Below are 13,584 nucleotides of genomic sequence, written 5' to 3'. Positions count from 1 at the left end.
CTGGGCTGGGCCGCTTGCTGCGGCGTGGCGGATTTCTTCGTCAGTGGCGGAGACTGGCGGGGTTCCGAGCTGCAGAGCCACGTTTGCCATGCAAACACAGAGACCGCCGGCGACCAGCAAGATGAGGAACAAGGCTCCAACTGGTCTGGGCCCGGCAAAGAACTACGTCACGAGCGTGCCAATGACCAGAAGGTAAGCCATGGCTGCATTGAAACGGCGAATGAAGATCTGGTGAGCGATCCAGGCATCCATGGCATATCCCTCGAACAGATTGGTTGTTACTGGCTGCGATAGCACTGCTTGAGATACTCGGCTGTTGCTGCAGGGCCGCCGTGGCGCTCCGTGAAAGCATCCGGCGACGCGGTCTAGTGGCAGTTGGTAAGACGGTACTGGCAGCGTATTTCTACCATGCCGTTGTCCTGGCGGGCAGTAATGAAATTCGCGCCATTCTCAAACTCAATTCGCATGGTGCGTCCTCGGCATCCGTAAAGACCTCATCGTTTCACGGAGTGCTGGTAACGCAATCCTATGAGAACTCAGCTCTTAGATTTCAGCCCAGGTAAGAGGGATGCCTAAGTACGGGCCGTTGTCCTCCTCTTCGTCATCATCTCGTTTTGGGCCATGGTCCTTGAGCTCATACCTGAAATTATTCGGATTGAGTTGGTTCGCGTGGTTATCCGCAGTAGCCTTGAAGGCCGGGTTGTTGGGGTTGAGCGTATTGCTGCGATCATCGTTGGCCGTATTTGAGCCCGGAATGGTCAGATGCTCATTGGGGTAGTGAGCCGCAGACGCAAGACCCGCGACCACGCGTTTTTGATACGGGTGAAAATCACGTGCTGGTTCGTAAATCATGAACAAGTAGTTCCAATGATCGTACTTATCTCCGATGTCGAGCCTGACATTGGCCTGGACGGCTGTTGCGAACGGATCCAGTTGGCATAGGCAAGGGTTACCAAGTGATGCATGTTCACACGGCAGACGAAAGAAGTAGGGGGTTACGCCTCCGAGGGCTTCACATAGCTCATTTACGCTATGGACCTGCTTTGAGGATCGATCCTTAAAACTGACCCATGTGAGCCTTTGACGGTGATGAGGTGGCAGAAGATTTCTGTAGTGTTCAGATTGCTTGTGAAGCTCTTTAAGCTGGTGCCAGTTTGAGTAGCCAGCTTTATGGGCGACAAGGTCTAGGGCCTGAGCGAGGCTGATGTCTGAACTTCTTACAAGGGATTTCGCTTCGCGATTGAGTTTCTCAACAGCGGTAGCAGTAATCAGGGGGAGGGTCATGCGTGTGCTCCAAAAGTTAGAGCGGATTTATCCAGTGCCCACTGCTGAATTCCGCAAACTCAAGGAATCAACGCATAAGGTGAAACTTCATCGTCCCGGCGAACCAGGTGAGCCATAGGTGGGCAGCACGCGTCGATGAACGCGTGTCACAGATACTACCGCTGATATTCATCGTGGCGCCAGCCTTTTGAGGCCTGGGAGGTCATTCCGCCGGTGGGCGCCGGAAAGGGCCTAGCTGGCTCCCGAGCCACTGTCTGTATCAGTCTTTGGGAATCGAGAAAGGGCCAGCCAGGTGCCGACACCCACTGCGAACAGGTCGGGCAGGGCGTATCGTGGGCTCCCAGTTGCTAGGGCAATGACGCCGCCAATAACCGCGCCAATGATTACCGCATTCCTGGATTTGCCTATAACGCCACCAAGAACGGGGGCAAGGCCATGGGCTGCTGCTACGAGTAAAACAAATGCGCTCAAGGTAGGTGCCCTCTGAATATCACTTTGAGTGGTGTTTTCGTCTTATCAGTCCGAAGCGGACAAGGATAGTCTAGGTAATTAAAAAGGCCGGCGCACATCTGTGGGCCAGTCTTGATTATCGTGGCGACGCCCCCTCGATTTGAGTAGCGCCAAGTTTTAGATTCCAACGCAAGCCGTCAATTTTAGGACGGATAAGATTTGTCCGCCTTTGGCCGATTGTTGCCCGTCACGACCGGCAGCGATCGGTCGGCCACTGCCGGTCGTAATAGGCAGTGATTTTTTGATGTGGCAAACACCGGCCCCTGTAAAAATCCCAAGAAACTGAGTTATTCAAGCTTCGAACTGAGAAACGGCTGATACCTATACTTAGCCTCAAGCCCGTCCTGAATCCGCCCCTGAAGCAGTACCTAACTTATGCTTGGGTAGTGCCAGAGACGGTGTATCGCGGCTCTCCGAACTTCTTCGCTTTGAGAAGCATCCCGTGAAAGCTCCTCCAGAAACTCCGCGCCTGCACAATTGCACGCGAACGCTCGTGGGGCATCGTCATCTGGCGAACTCTTCGCAGCTCATTAAAACATGCTGGTCACTATAGCTGGATCTGCTGTCTTCCGGCTTCCTGCACCCAGGAGGATGTAAACACTATTTTTGGTTTCAAAAAGACAATTACTCTTTTGATCGACCAAGAGCGTGCTCCTGACCCAATCACCTGGTGAAAAGCGACGTGCACTATCGGTAACTACAGTGTGGGCATAGAGAAGGACTGGCTGAAAACCTTGCTCTGTAACCAACGCTTTCTTGTCATCTGAAATATCGAGATCGACGAGAATCCACTGCCTTACTGAGCAGTATGGTTTTCCTTGGCACAGCTCCTGAGCAAGCACGATGCCAGCAGCCTCGTCGTCACAGGCGCTATGTATTGCTTCGCCTTCTTTTGATAGAAAATCACTGATCTTTTCAATGCTTATGTTTGCCATTTACGGCCTCCCCTGTAGCCACAATTACCGTTGCCTGCGATTTGATCCCCATGCTTACCTCCGATTATTTGCCTAGCCAATGACGCGGACGATCGCGCGCAATTCACACGCTGCCACAACTCTGGCTAAGGCCTCACAGCATCAAAAACAAGCCAACAACTGCTGCCTATAATGCTGAGAAAAGTTCACCTGATAGCTTGGCTCAGCTGCAAAGCCCCCAAGAGAAATATTGTTCGTAGCTTCTGCCCCGTCAGCCAGCTCAAACCCTCCACCAATACCATCATCCAGGCCTTCAACGCTGCCAACAACTCCAATCAAACCGGGCTTTGAACCCGGGGTAAGGCCTGGCATCTGCACCTCGTTCAGCACCGCAAGGTCATCAGGCAGGTCATCCGCTATTCGCTCCGCAAAGCTCTGCAGCGTCGTTTCCGCCAGCATAAATAGCCAAGCCTGGTCATCGGATTCACCTGTGCGCCGAAGTATCCGCCCCAGTACTTGCCGGTAATGCAGTTCGGTTCGGGTGCGACTGAGGTAGCAGCACACTTGCAGGCGTGGAATGTCGGTGCCTTCGCTGATCATTCCGACGGCGACAATCCAGCGGCAAGCACCCTGCCTGAACGCATTGATCACCTGTTGCGCATCAGGGGTTTTGTTGGTCACGAAGCGGCAACCCTCACCCCTAGCATCCAGGGCCTGGACAATTTGCTGGGCGTGCTCAATATCAGTGGCAACGACCAAGCCGGCTGCATCCGGCTTGATCTGGCGAAGATCATTGAGCTTGCTGCAGCCAAGATCGAGTAGCTGATAGATCACATCGTCATGGCGCAGCAATTCTTCGTAGGTGACAGGTGATTCCCCTAAGAGCTTGGGAATGCTGGGAAACAGCTTCACAGAGCTATCAGCGCCCAGTTCTTCCGTGAGTTTCACCTTCTGATTGTCGAGCAGGACAATGCGAGGGGATCGGCACACGCCGTCTGCAATGGCCTCTTCCAGGCCATAACGATAGTCGCAGATCAAGTGCCCCTCCGGCGAGGAGTAGCGAGCCAGGGCAATGGCCCGATCGTCCGAACGCCAGGGTGTGCCAGACAGGGCCAGCGTGAAGGCAGCGCGATCCTGTATCCGGTGCAGTATCTGCTGGCCCCAGGCGTTGCTGAGCAGCGGATCATGGCCAGCGCAATGGTGGATCTCATCAAAGACCACCAGCACACGGTAGTTATCAAGAAGCTGCCAGAACCCCTCATCCCGGTATTCCATGGCTTGGTAGGTGAATGCCGCACCCACGGCACCTATCTGGCCGTCGAGACGCCTGCCAAGCACCGCAGCAAAGGTCGAACGGAAGCCCTCAACGACCTGGCAGGATGGCGCGAAGCACATCACTAGGTCGATCCTGTTTTGCTCAAGCAGCCGGCTGGCCAGTTCTGCAGCCATGCGCGTCTTGCCAGCCCCCGGTGTTGCCTGGCAGAAGAAATGCGGCGTGACATTAAAGTGCTCCAGTGCCCTGGTGATACATCTGCATTGCCAGTCCCGTAGCAATCGGGTCATAAGGGGGCAGCAAGCGTCTTGAGGGTCTTTTCGATGGCACGAAGATGCCCGAGCAGGCGAGAACTGCGATCTCTGGCCTCCAGGTACTCGCCTTCAACCTTGTCCCGCAAATGGGGCATATCCTCCAGAAGCAGCTTGAATCGCTCCGCCTCGCCCATTGAAGACAGGAAATCCAAGCGAATTTCTTTGTGAAGCGCTTCCAAGTGCTGATCCGTATGGTCTGAAGAGTTAAGCGGTAAAGCCTCATTTTCTGGCACTGCAAGTATCTGCTCGGGCTCACAGGCAGTCTTGAGGCTGTTCTCAAACCCGTTGTCGATCAGCTCCAGTTGCAAATGCGCCGGAATCGGCTGCAGGTGGTAGATCTGCCCTCGAACACGGAGATCTTTATCGAGTACGACCCACCCCATGCGCAGTAATCGACGGATCTGCTCATACACATAGCGGCGTACATCGGCGATACGGAAATTCATGCCGTCCAGGCGATTGGCATAGGCATCGCGTAGTTCACGGGTCGTGAACGTTGTGCGCCCTTCCTCCTGAAGCAGCTCATACAGACGCCTATCGAAGATAAACGAGGCCGATTTCATTGAGGCACCAGAAGAGTTAATGCGAAAGAAATACGGATTATAATCCGTGGCTCGTGTGTCCGCAAACGCACGATAGTGCCGCCTCAGTGGAATTGAGACGGTCATGGATAAGTTGGCGAAAGCGTTAGGGGAACGCATCCGAATGCAGAGGAAAGCCTGTCGGATTTCCCAGGATGCACTGGCGCTGGCGTGCAATATCGACCGCAGCTATGTGGGGCGGATCGAGCGTGGCGAAGTAAACATCACCGTCGAGAAGCTATACCGCATCGCAGGGGAGCTCGCCTGCGACCCTTCAAGCCTTCTGCCTCAGCTGTCAGAAATCTAACCCGACTGAGCAATACCGGCCTCAAGAAGGTCTGACCCTAGCGCCGTTTTTCACATTTCCCCAAGCCTCTCGCCGCCATCAGCATCCTAAAAACTGCTAACACAAACGCCCGACTTTTGGTCTCGTTATCCAATTCAGGTAGACCTAGCGGCTCAACAAACTCACCTTGGTTAGGTCTCGTCAGTGAGTTGCGATATGTGGCCCCTGTATTAGTCGCTTCAATGTCCGCTTCTGGCCCAGGCTGTGTAAAAACGTGCACTGAGATCGACGCGACCAAAAAGCGACCTCCTGTAGTCGCGGGGGGGGGGGCACAACCTGCAATGACTATCGAAGAGAAGTGGGGGCAGGTGGGGTCAGTTGCTTCTGCGATTTGGCTTGTTGAGAATCCACCAGGCAATGGGGCTAGTTGTGAAGGAGCCCCTCTCAGTTATTTCCCGTTTTTTCAACAATTGCCCGATGTCGCAACGGGTATGCTAATTTTTATCTCCCCTCGGACTAGCTAACAGAGGCTTTTATTCCTGGTCACCTCATAAGCTCGTATGAGGTGACCAGGAGCGAAACAGCCGGGGGCGCTGCTTTGCCGGCTGAATCGATGCTGAGCGTACCTAGCCAGATTCTAAGTTAGACAGGATTATGTCGACACTGTTGACATGCTCACCTAACACTGAGCTCGTCGAGAAACAGCACGCCGTGGTGGGCGAGGGTGATTTCGCCGGGTTGTGGTTTCGAGTTGCCACCGACCAGCGCCGGCCCCGATGCAGAATGGTGCGGTTGACGGAATGGACGCTGCGGCCAATGAGTCAGCGGCACGCCGCTGGCGACCGATTGAATCGCCGCCACTTCCAGCGCTTCGCACTCGGACAGGGGCGGCAGCAGGCCTGGCAGGCGACTCGCCAATAACGTTTTGCCAGTGCCCGGCGGCCCGCTGAACAACAGGTTGTGCGCGCCTGCCGCGGCAATCAGCAGCGCCCGTTTGGCGGCCATCTGCCCTTGCACTTCGTTGAGGTCGGGATAAGGTTTCGCCGCGTGGATCAGCCCGTCCGAGACATAAGGCTCGACCGGAGTATGTCCGTTGAAATGCGCCACGGCTTCCAGCAGATGATCCACCGCAAACACTTTCAGGCCAGAAGCCAGACAGGCCTCCTCGGCATTCGCCCGCGGCACCACCAGGGCCCGCCCGGCCTTGCGCGCCGCCAGCGCCGCTGGCAACACCCCGCGCACCGGCCGCACCGCGCCGGACAGCGCCAGTTCACCGAGGCATTCCACCTCATCCAGCGTGAGACACGGCACCTGCACACTTGCCGACAGAATCCCCAAGGCAATCGCCAGATCGAACCGCCCGCCGTCCTTGGGCAAATCCGCCGGCGCCAGATTCAGGGTGATCCGCCGCGCCGGAAACTGCAGCCCGGAATTGATGATCGCGCTGCGCACCCGATCCTTGCTCTCCTTCACCGCCGCCTCGGGCAGGCCGACCATGGTCAGCGACGGCAGGCCGTTGGCCAGATGAACTTCGACGGTAACGGCGGGTGCATCCACGCCTATCTGGGCGCGACTGTGGACGATGGACAGGGACATGGTCGTTCCTTGAGCTGAATCGGGGGCCGCTTCCTGCGGGTTTTTGAAGGGTAGTCGGGGAAAGGGGAGCTGGCGCGCGCGAACTTTCACTGGATGTTGCGGGAGGAGGTCAACCAATTTCGAGGCGAAAAAAAACCGCCTTGAGTAGACGGTTTTCAGTTTGCAGGCTTCGGTGAGGCCAAGGCCTGCGTATCCTTTGCGGACACACTCGTGTATGTGCAGGTTATGCACGTTTTCACGTTGACGCAAGCACCGACATCATTTGTCCAAAGTCAATATCACCTTGAAATGATTGACTCATTAAGGTGTGAAACATTGCTTAATCACTTGATACAACTTGTTTAAGTCCCCTTCGAACTACCGGCATAACATCCCCGGCGACGATGCCCACTCCTCGAGTTTTCGTGAAGTGTGGTCGGGAGCTAAAGATTTCATGTTCCTCGACACGGTATGAGACCCGTGCCGGTGCTGTTTTTGGGGAACCCACACCCGGCCGCCTTGGCGGACACACTCGTGTGTAGTCCCGAAGATGTTCGTACGCCGGAAAGTGCATCGGAGGTTTGGCCCCACGCAAGGAGGGCCAAAGTATGTCCAAGTTTCTTAAACATAGGTGGCGCCTCGTCAGAATCGCGTTATGGGCTTTTCGCCTGTACGAGTTTCTGCGAGACCGTTGGAATAATTCGTTGTAGAGGATTGATCTGACGGAAACCGCTCCTGCCTCGGCGGGGGCGGTTTGATGTCTATTCGCAAACTTGAAGGCGTCTCGGCCCGGCGGCTGCAGTCTTACTCGGCCGGCGGCGTCAGCCTGGCTTCCAGTTCTGCGACTTTGGCTTCAAGGCTTTCAAGGCGGGCGCGAGTTCGAGCCAGGACGACCATCTGGCTATCGAATTCTTCACGGCTCACCAGATCCAGTTTGCTGAAAGCACTTTGCAGCAGCATCTTGAACTGGCTTTCGATTTCGGCTTTTGGCAGCGGGGTGTCGCCGCTGAACAGGCGGGAGGCAGTGCCGCTCAGGGCGTCGAGGAAGTCTTTGGGCGCGAGCATGGGATGTGTCCTGTAAACAGTGGTGCGCAGTGTATCACGCAGTGTCTATAGTCATTGACGCAGGCACGGATGCACGCTTTTCGCGCAAGCGGACGGACGGCAACGCACCGTTGTTGTGCGTAACCGTCGGGCGTTTTTCGTGCAAACGCCTGTGGCAGCGGCCAAAGGATTGAAATCAGAGGAATTTGGAGAGATGGCAAGCTTTCTGCTTAGTCGGTAGTGACCCATGCACTGATGCAGTCGCTGTGACGAATGCAGTGCGGCAGGCGGAGCGGGGAGTTTCGCCGGCAGCGGTTAGCTGGCGTCAGTCGGGCAGGCAAGGCCGACGATGCGTTACAAAGCCAGGCACTGCGCTTAGACTTGAGTCGGGTTTGTTTTCCTGGGGCAAGTCCACCAATTCGGGAGAGAGTTTCATGAAGCTAGTCACTGCCATCATCAAGCCGTTCAAGTTGGACGACGTGCGCGAGTCGCTGTCCGAAATCGGCGTGCAGGGCATTACCGTTACTGAAGTCAAAGGCTTCGGCCGGCAGAAGGGTCACACCGAGCTGTATCGCGGCGCGGAATATGTGGTCGATTTTCTGCCCAAGGTGAAAATCGACGTGGCCATCGACGACAAGGATCTGGATCGGGTTATCGAGGCGATAACCAAAGCGGCCAACACCGGCAAGATCGGTGACGGCAAGATCTTCGTGGTCAATCTGGAACAGGCGATTCGCATCCGTACCGGCGAAACCGATACCGACGCGATCTAAGCGCCGCCACAAACCCAACGCCCCAGGAGAAAACAATATGACTCTGCGTAAATTCGCAGGGCTAGGAGCCCTGTTGTCCATCGTAATGCCCGGCCTTGCAATGGCGGCAGACGAAGTGGCGGCCCCGGTCCTCAATTCCGGCGATACCGCCTGGATGCTCACCTCGACAGCCCTCGTGCTGTTCATGACCATCCCGGGCCTGGCGCTGTTCTACGGCGGCATGGTCCGCTCGAAAAACATTCTTTCCGTGATGATGCAATGCTTCGCCATTACCGGTCTGATCAGCATCCTGTGGGTCATTTATGGCTACAGCATTGCGTTCGACACCACCGGCATGGAGCAGGGCGTCGTCAACTTCAACTCGTTCTTCGGCGGCATGGGCAAGGCGTTCCTCGCCGGTGTCACGCCTTCGAGCCTGACCGGCCCGGCGGCGCTGTTCCCTGAGGCGGTGTTCATCACCTTCCAGATGACCTTCGCGATCATTACCCCGGCGCTGATCGTCGGTGCGTTCGCCGAGCGGATGAAGTTTTCCGCGATGCTGATCTTCATGGGCATCTGGTTCACCCTGGTCTATGCACCGATCGCGCACATGGTCTGGTCCGGTAACGGCGGCCTGATGTGGGACTGGGGTGTACTCGACTTCGCGGGTGGCACGGTGGTGCACATCAACGCCGGTGTGGCCGGTCTGATCGCCTGCCTGGTCTTGGGCAAGCGTAAAGGCTTCCCGACTACCCCGATGGCGCCGCACAACCTCGGTTACACCCTGATGGGCGCGGCGATGCTGTGGGTCGGCTGGTTCGGTTTCAACGCCGGTTCCGCTGCAGCGGCCAACGGCACTGCCGGCATGGCGATGCTGGTTACTCAGATTGCAACCGCTGCGGCTGCGCTGGGCTGGATGTTTGCCGAGTGGATCACCCACGGCAAGCCAAGTGCGCTGGGCATCGCCTCGGGTGTGGTTGCCGGTCTGGTGGCAATCACCCCGGCTGCTGGCACCGTGGGCCCGATGGGCGCACTGGTGATCGGTCTGGCGGCGGGTGTGGTGTGCTTCTTCTGCGCCACCACCCTGAAACGCAAGCTTGGTTATGACGACTCCCTGGACGCATTCGGCGTGCACGGTATCGGCGGTATCCTCGGTGCGATCCTGACCGGTGTATTCGCTGCACCGTCGCTGGGCGGCTTCGGCACCGTGACCGACATCGCGGCGCAAGTGTGGATTCAGTGCAAAGGCGTCGGCTTCACAGTGATCTACACCGCGATTGTCACCTTCATCATCCTCAAGGTGCTGGACGCCGTGATGGGTCTGCGTGTGACCGAGGAAGAAGAATCGGTTGGCCTGGACCTGGCACAACACAACGAACGCGGCTACAACCTGTAAGTACGCGCATCGAAAAAACTTGCCCGGCTTGCCGGGCATTTTTTTGTCCGGGATTTGTCATTGAGAGAGCAACTGAAAGGATTTTTCGTACGGCTTTCGTCGTGTTTACGATGGGCATTTTTCTGCGGCCAATGGCTTACATCATTGCAGGAATATTAGGGCCTTTGTTTTTTCCCAGAGCGCGCTAGAATGCGCCCCGAACGTGCGGAGAACTGTATGTGGCAACAGACTCTGATAACCCTGCGGGCACGGCCCCGGGGCTTTCATCTGGTAACGGACGAGTTACTCGCCGGCCTGCCTGAACTCAAGGCGTGCCGGGTCGGTCTGTTGCATTTGTGGCTGCAGCATACCTCGGCGTCGTTGACCATCAACGAGAACGCCGATCCGGCGGTCCGTCGCGACTTCGAACGATTTTTCAATCGTCTGATCCCACAAGGAACAGACGGCTATGAGCATAACGACGAAGGCCTGGACGACCTCCCGGCGCACTTCAAGGCCAGCGTGCTTGGCTGCCAGATCAGTCTGCCGGTATCGGCGGGACGTCTGGCTCTGGGAACCTGGCAAGGCGTTTATCTGGGCGAGCACCGTGATCATGGCGGTGCCCGTAAAGTCCTCGCCACCTTGCACGGTGAAGGGGCGTAAACCGCTGGTCACCAGCGGTTACCGATTTTTTTCCGGCGACTTTCGACAGTCGCCAAAGCTGGTCTATAACTAATCTGCTTTTCGCAAGTCATGAGGTAGAACATGAGCGACGATGATCTGGAAAACGACGACCTCGAAGTAGGCGACGAAGACGAGGCCGAGGACGGTCTGGAAGCAGCAGCGGAAGACGTTGCTGAAGACGATGGCGGTGACGATACGCCGGCCCCGGCTGCCAAAGGCAAAGCCAAGGCTGCGGTGTCGGTCGACGAGTTGCCGAGCATCGAAGCCAAGAACAAGGAGCGCGACGCCTTGGCCAAGGCCATGGAAGAATTCCTTGCGCGCGGCGGCAAGGTGCAGGAAGTGGAGGCCAACGTGGTCGCCGATCCGCCCAAGAAGCCGGACAACAAGTACGGCAGCCGCCCTATCTGAGGCGTGCCACTTGCTTGCTGAAAAAGCCCGCCGTCGCTGCGGGCTTTTTCATGCCTGGAACAAATACTCCAGACGCGCCGCGATCCCTTGCAGGGTGAGCCTTGTGGTGAGGGGATTTATCCCCGATGGGTCGCGAAGCGGCCCATGATGCAGCACGCCCCACAGTCCTGACACACCGCGCAAGATGACTTCACGGCTGCTGCGCAACCGATCGGGGATAAATCCCCTCACCACAAAAAAGCGGTTGTGGGTCAGCAGACGGTGGCATTCCAACGTGCGAGAACTGCTGGCAAATCAGTCAGGCTACGAATCTCGGCATCCGGCAGCCGCTCCGCTTCCCAGACCTTGCCCGCCGGGTTGAACCAGATCGCGCGCATGCCCGCCTGCTGCGCCCCGGCAATGTCGTCGCCCGGATGATCGCCAATGTGCACGGCTGCTTCCGCACTCACGCCACCGCGCTGCAACGCCTCGTGGAACAGCCGCGCATCCGGCTTGGCGATACCGATGTCTTCGGCGCACAACGCAAACTTGAAGTAATCGGCGAGCCCGAGGCGGCGTACGTCGGCATTGCCATTAGTGACCACGCCGAGAGCGTAGTGGTTGGCGAGGATTTCCAGGGTGGGTTCGACCTCGGGAAATACCGAGATCTGGTGCCGTGCCTGCAGGAACACTTCAAAACTTTTGTCGGCCAGATCCGAAGCCTCGCCGTGGGCGTACCCGGCGTCTTCCAGTGCGTGGAACAGCACCCGCCGGCGCAGCGCGCTGATGCGGTGCTTGAGGCCCGGTTCGCGGTTCAGCACCCGTTCGCGAATCGCCCACAGATGCTCCACCGGCACCGCGCCCAGGTTCGGTGCGTGTTCGCTCAGCCATTCGCGCAATACCGCTTCGGCGCTGACGATCACCGGCGCGGTGTCCCACAGAGTGTCGTCGAGGTCGAAGGTGATCAACTGGATGTTCATGAATCGTCGCCTTTGCTGCGTTTGGCCCGGGGGTGGGCGCTGTCGTAGACCGCCGCCAGGTGCTGGAAGTCCAGGTGGGTGTAGATCTGCGTGGTCTTGATGTCCGAGTGGCCGAGCAGTTCCTGCACCGCGCGCAGGTCCTGCGAGGATTCCAGCAAGTGGCTGGCGAAGGAGTGCCGCAGCATGTGCGGGTGCAGGTTCTGCCCCAGTTCACGTTCGCCGGCCAGTTTCACTCGCACCTGAATCGCCCGAGGGCCGAGGCGCCGGCCTTGCTGGCTGACGAACACGGCGTCGTCGGCCGGGTTGGTCATGGCCCGCAGCGGCAGCCATTGCTCCAGTGCTTCGCGAGCCTTTTTGCCGACCGGCAGCAGGCGGGTCTTGCTGCCCTTGCCGAGCACCTGAACCATGCCGTCGGCCAGATCCAGCTGATCGAGGTTGAGCCCGGTCAGTTCGGACAGGCGCAGGCCCGAGGAGTAGAACAGTTCGAGAATCGCTTGATCGCGACGGGCGAGAAAATCGTCCTCGACCGCACCTTCCAGCAGTTGCAGCGCACGGTCGGTGTCGAGGGTTTTCGGCAAGCGCCGTTCGCCTTTCGGCGGCGCCAGGCCGGTGGCCGGGTCGTGTTCGCACAGACCTTCGCGATTGAGGTAGTGATAGAGCCCGCGCACTGCCGAAAGCAATCGGGCAAGACTGCGTGACGATTGTCCCTGAGCATGCAGCCGGGCAATCAGGCTGCGCAGACGCTGAATATCCAGCGCCGCCCAACTGCCGATGTTCTGCTTGATGCACCAGCCGAGGACTTTATCGAGGTCGCGGCGGTAGGCCGACAGGGTGTGCGGCGACACCTGTCGCTCACTGCGCAGGTGTTCGCAGTAAGCGTCCAGTTGTCGTTCCATGTTCAGCGTACCGAGCGCAGGGAGCTGTTGACCCGTGGCAGCACGCGGCCCATGACTTCGGCGATGTAGCTGAGAAACAGCGTGCCGACCGAACTCTTGTAGTGCTGCGGATCGCGGCTGGCGATGGCCAGAATACCGTGGATGCCTTGGTGGCTGACGGCGACCACGGCGGTGGAGCCGATCTGCTTGCGCTGTTCTTCGCCGAACAGGAAGTCCAACTCATGCTCACGCAGGCTACCGCTGACGCTTTTGCCTTCGGTGAGCAGGCCGCCGATGGCGGTTTGCGCGTCGGCGTGGGTCACCCAGCGGCCAACCGAGGCCGGATTGTCGCCGAGCAGGATCAGGCTGACAAAAGGCACCTGGAAATCCTGACGCAGACTGTCTTCGACACTGATCACCACGTCTTCGAGGCTGGCGGCGTCCATCAGCGACAGAATCAGGCGACGGGTCTTGTCGAACAGCCGGTCATTGTCGCGGGCGACGTCCATCAAATGCGAGAGGCGATGACGCATCTCGATGTTGCGGTCGCGCAAAATGCTCATCTGCCGTTCGACCAGCGATACGGTGTCACCGCGCTGGTGGGGAATGCGCAGGGCGGGCAGCAGTTCTTCGTGCTCGACGAAGAAGTCCGGATGAGCCTCCAGGTATGCGGCAACCGCTGCCGCCTCCAGGCTCTCGGACGCTGATTCGTCGGACTGTCGGGCGGGTACCTGAGGCTTATCGGTCATG

Annotated in this window: 13 protein-coding genes and 1 pseudogene; 5 read left to right on the top strand and 9 right to left on the bottom strand. The window is 57.9% G+C overall.

All coding sequences use genetic code 11. The features are described 5' to 3' along the window. Nucleotides 1–543: 543 nt before the first annotated feature. From GTQ41_RS27140 to GTQ41_RS27125, 4 genes are all read right to left on the bottom strand, one after another. Nucleotides 544–1,284, bottom strand: coding sequence for a hypothetical protein (locus tag GTQ41_RS27140; protein ID WP_217325388.1), 741 nt, complete (start codon nt 1,282–1,284; stop codon nt 544–546). A gap of 1,040 nt (nt 1,285–2,324) precedes the next feature. After that, nucleotides 2,325–2,729 (bottom strand): hypothetical protein, encoded by a 405-nt coding sequence (locus tag GTQ41_RS27135; protein WP_131670704.1) that lies wholly within the window; start codon nt 2,727–2,729, stop codon nt 2,325–2,327. Between the two features lie 141 nt (nt 2,730–2,870). Further along, nucleotides 2,871–4,271: a DEAD/DEAH box helicase gene (locus GTQ41_RS27130; RefSeq protein WP_131670703.1), complete on the bottom strand. Its 1,401-nt coding sequence runs from the start codon at nt 4,269–4,271 to the stop codon at nt 2,871–2,873. Further along, complete coding sequence (locus GTQ41_RS27125) at nt 4,268–4,858, bottom strand: hypothetical protein (RefSeq protein WP_131670702.1); 591 nt, start codon at nt 4,856–4,858, stop codon at nt 4,268–4,270. The genes GTQ41_RS27130 and GTQ41_RS27125 overlap by 4 nt, the downstream gene beginning before the upstream one ends. Before the next feature lie 103 nt (nt 4,859–4,961). On the opposite strand from GTQ41_RS27125, the gene GTQ41_RS27120 reads away from it, so the two are divergent. Next, complete coding sequence (locus tag GTQ41_RS27120) at nt 4,962–5,183, top strand: helix-turn-helix domain-containing protein (protein WP_131670701.1); 222 nt, start codon at nt 4,962–4,964, stop codon at nt 5,181–5,183. A 608-nt stretch (nt 5,184–5,791) separates the two neighbouring features. Here GTQ41_RS27120 and GTQ41_RS27115 read toward each other — a convergent pair. After that, nucleotides 5,792–6,758, bottom strand: a pseudogene (locus GTQ41_RS27115) (YifB family Mg chelatase-like AAA ATPase); the annotation flags it as partial. Between the two features lie 783 nt (nt 6,759–7,541). Next, nucleotides 7,542–7,802, bottom strand: coding sequence for an accessory factor UbiK family protein (locus tag GTQ41_RS27110; RefSeq protein WP_041071977.1), 261 nt, complete (start codon nt 7,800–7,802; stop codon nt 7,542–7,544). Between the two features lie 413 nt (nt 7,803–8,215). Between GTQ41_RS27110 and glnK the strand changes: the two genes are divergently transcribed. The 4 genes from glnK (at nt 8,216) to sutA (ending at nt 11,000) form a co-directional block, all read left to right on the top strand. Beyond that, nucleotides 8,216–8,554, top strand: coding sequence for a P-II family nitrogen regulator (gene glnK, locus GTQ41_RS27105; protein ID WP_002555808.1), 339 nt, complete (start codon nt 8,216–8,218; stop codon nt 8,552–8,554). A 37-nt stretch (nt 8,555–8,591) separates the two neighbouring features. Beyond that, nucleotides 8,592–9,929, top strand: a complete 1,338-nt coding sequence (locus GTQ41_RS27100) for an ammonium transporter (protein WP_027610437.1) — start codon at nt 8,592–8,594, stop codon at nt 9,927–9,929. Nucleotides 9,930–10,145: 216 nt separating this feature from the next. Continuing rightward, a complete protein-coding gene (locus GTQ41_RS27095; protein WP_003229414.1) occupies nt 10,146–10,571 on the top strand; it encodes a secondary thiamine-phosphate synthase enzyme YjbQ in 426 nt (141 codons plus the stop codon). A gap of 102 nt (nt 10,572–10,673) precedes the next feature. Further along, nucleotides 10,674–11,000, top strand: a complete 327-nt coding sequence (sutA, locus tag GTQ41_RS27090; protein ID WP_007951900.1) for a transcriptional regulator SutA — start codon at nt 10,674–10,676, stop codon at nt 10,998–11,000. 251 nt (nt 11,001–11,251) lie between these two features. Here sutA and GTQ41_RS27085 read toward each other — a convergent pair whose 3' ends face one another. From GTQ41_RS27085 to GTQ41_RS27075, 3 genes are read right to left on the bottom strand one after another with little or no spacing between them, the layout of a single operon-like run. After that, a complete protein-coding gene (locus GTQ41_RS27085; RefSeq protein ID WP_047297262.1) occupies nt 11,252–11,959 on the bottom strand; it encodes an HAD family hydrolase in 708 nt (235 codons plus the stop codon). Beyond that, complete coding sequence (gene xerC / locus GTQ41_RS27080; RefSeq protein ID WP_047297261.1) at nt 11,956–12,855, bottom strand: tyrosine recombinase XerC; 900 nt, start codon at nt 12,853–12,855, stop codon at nt 11,956–11,958. The genes GTQ41_RS27085 and xerC overlap by 4 nt, the downstream gene beginning before the upstream one ends. Before the next feature lie 2 nt (nt 12,856–12,857). Continuing rightward, nucleotides 12,858–13,583 (bottom strand): DUF484 family protein, encoded by a 726-nt coding sequence (locus GTQ41_RS27075; RefSeq protein ID WP_041071987.1) that lies wholly within the window; start codon nt 13,581–13,583, stop codon nt 12,858–12,860. Between the last annotated feature and the right edge of the window lies 1 nt (nt 13,584).

Origin of the sequence: Pseudomonas sp. AN-B15, from assembly GCF_019056475.1 — a bacterium.
Lineage (GTDB): Bacteria > Pseudomonadota > Gammaproteobacteria > Pseudomonadales > Pseudomonadaceae > Aquipseudomonas > Aquipseudomonas parakoreensis.
This window is presented reverse-complemented; position numbering and strand designations above follow the sequence as displayed.

Excerpts from the sequence above, each read along its gene's own strand:
- GTQ41_RS27085 (WP_047297262.1), bottom strand. The coding sequence starts at position 11,959 with ATGAACATCCAGTTGATCACCTTCGACCTCGACGACACTCTGTGGGAC.
- GTQ41_RS27110 (WP_041071977.1), bottom strand. The coding sequence starts at position 7,802 with ATGCTCGCGCCCAAAGACTTCCTCGACGCCCTGAGCGGCACTGCCTCC.
- GTQ41_RS27125 (WP_131670702.1), bottom strand. The coding sequence starts at position 4,858 with ATGAAATCGGCCTCGTTTATCTTCGATAGGCGTCTGTATGAGCTGCTT.
- GTQ41_RS27135 (WP_131670704.1), bottom strand. The coding sequence starts at position 2,729 with ATGGCAAACATAAGCATTGAAAAGATCAGTGATTTTCTATCAAAAGAA.
- GTQ41_RS27130 (WP_131670703.1), bottom strand. The coding sequence starts at position 4,271 with ATGACCCGATTGCTACGGGACTGGCAATGCAGATGTATCACCAGGGCA.
- sutA (WP_007951900.1), top strand. The coding sequence starts at position 10,674 with ATGAGCGACGATGATCTGGAAAACGACGACCTCGAAGTAGGCGACGAA.
- glnK (WP_002555808.1), top strand. The coding sequence starts at position 8,216 with ATGAAGCTAGTCACTGCCATCATCAAGCCGTTCAAGTTGGACGACGTG.
- GTQ41_RS27120 (WP_131670701.1), top strand. The coding sequence starts at position 4,962 with ATGGATAAGTTGGCGAAAGCGTTAGGGGAACGCATCCGAATGCAGAGG.
- GTQ41_RS27095 (WP_003229414.1), top strand. The coding sequence starts at position 10,146 with ATGTGGCAACAGACTCTGATAACCCTGCGGGCACGGCCCCGGGGCTTT.
- GTQ41_RS27100 (WP_027610437.1), top strand. The coding sequence starts at position 8,592 with ATGACTCTGCGTAAATTCGCAGGGCTAGGAGCCCTGTTGTCCATCGTA.
- GTQ41_RS27140 (WP_217325388.1), bottom strand. The coding sequence starts at position 1,284 with ATGACCCTCCCCCTGATTACTGCTACCGCTGTTGAGAAACTCAATCGC.
- xerC (WP_047297261.1), bottom strand. The coding sequence starts at position 12,855 with ATGGAACGACAACTGGACGCTTACTGCGAACACCTGCGCAGTGAGCGA.
- GTQ41_RS27075 (WP_041071987.1), bottom strand. The coding sequence starts at position 13,583 with ATGACCGATAAGCCTCAGGTACCCGCCCGACAGTCCGACGAATCAGCG.